At 64.3% G+C, this 258-nt stretch carries 1 protein-coding gene; it reads left to right on the forward strand.

From position 1 onward, the window contains the following. Nucleotides 1–258, forward strand: a 258-nt coding sequence (locus tag EOD42_RS25685) for a TRAP transporter large permease subunit (RefSeq protein WP_127790446.1), incomplete at both ends; no start/stop codon positions are given.

A 258-nucleotide genomic window follows, 5' to 3' on the forward strand; every position in this document is an offset into this window, starting at 1 on the left:
GTTCCCTGTTCTTCGCGGCGATCGAGGGCAAGCTGTCCCTGCGGCTGCTGAATGCCAGTGCCGAGGCCACGGCGCGCAACACGGCGCTGCTGGGGCTGATCATCTTTGGCGCGTATCTGCTGAACTACATCCTGACGATCATCAACGTGCCGCAGGCGCTGGCGGGGCTGATCTCGGGGCTGCCGCTGCCGCCCTGGGCGATCATGTGCTGCATCATCGGGCTGTATTTCGCGCTGGGGACGTTCATGGAGGGGTTCT

Source organism: Rhodovarius crocodyli, assembly GCF_004005855.1.
In the GTDB taxonomy this organism is placed as follows: Bacteria; Pseudomonadota; Alphaproteobacteria; order Acetobacterales; family Acetobacteraceae; genus Rhodovarius; species Rhodovarius crocodyli.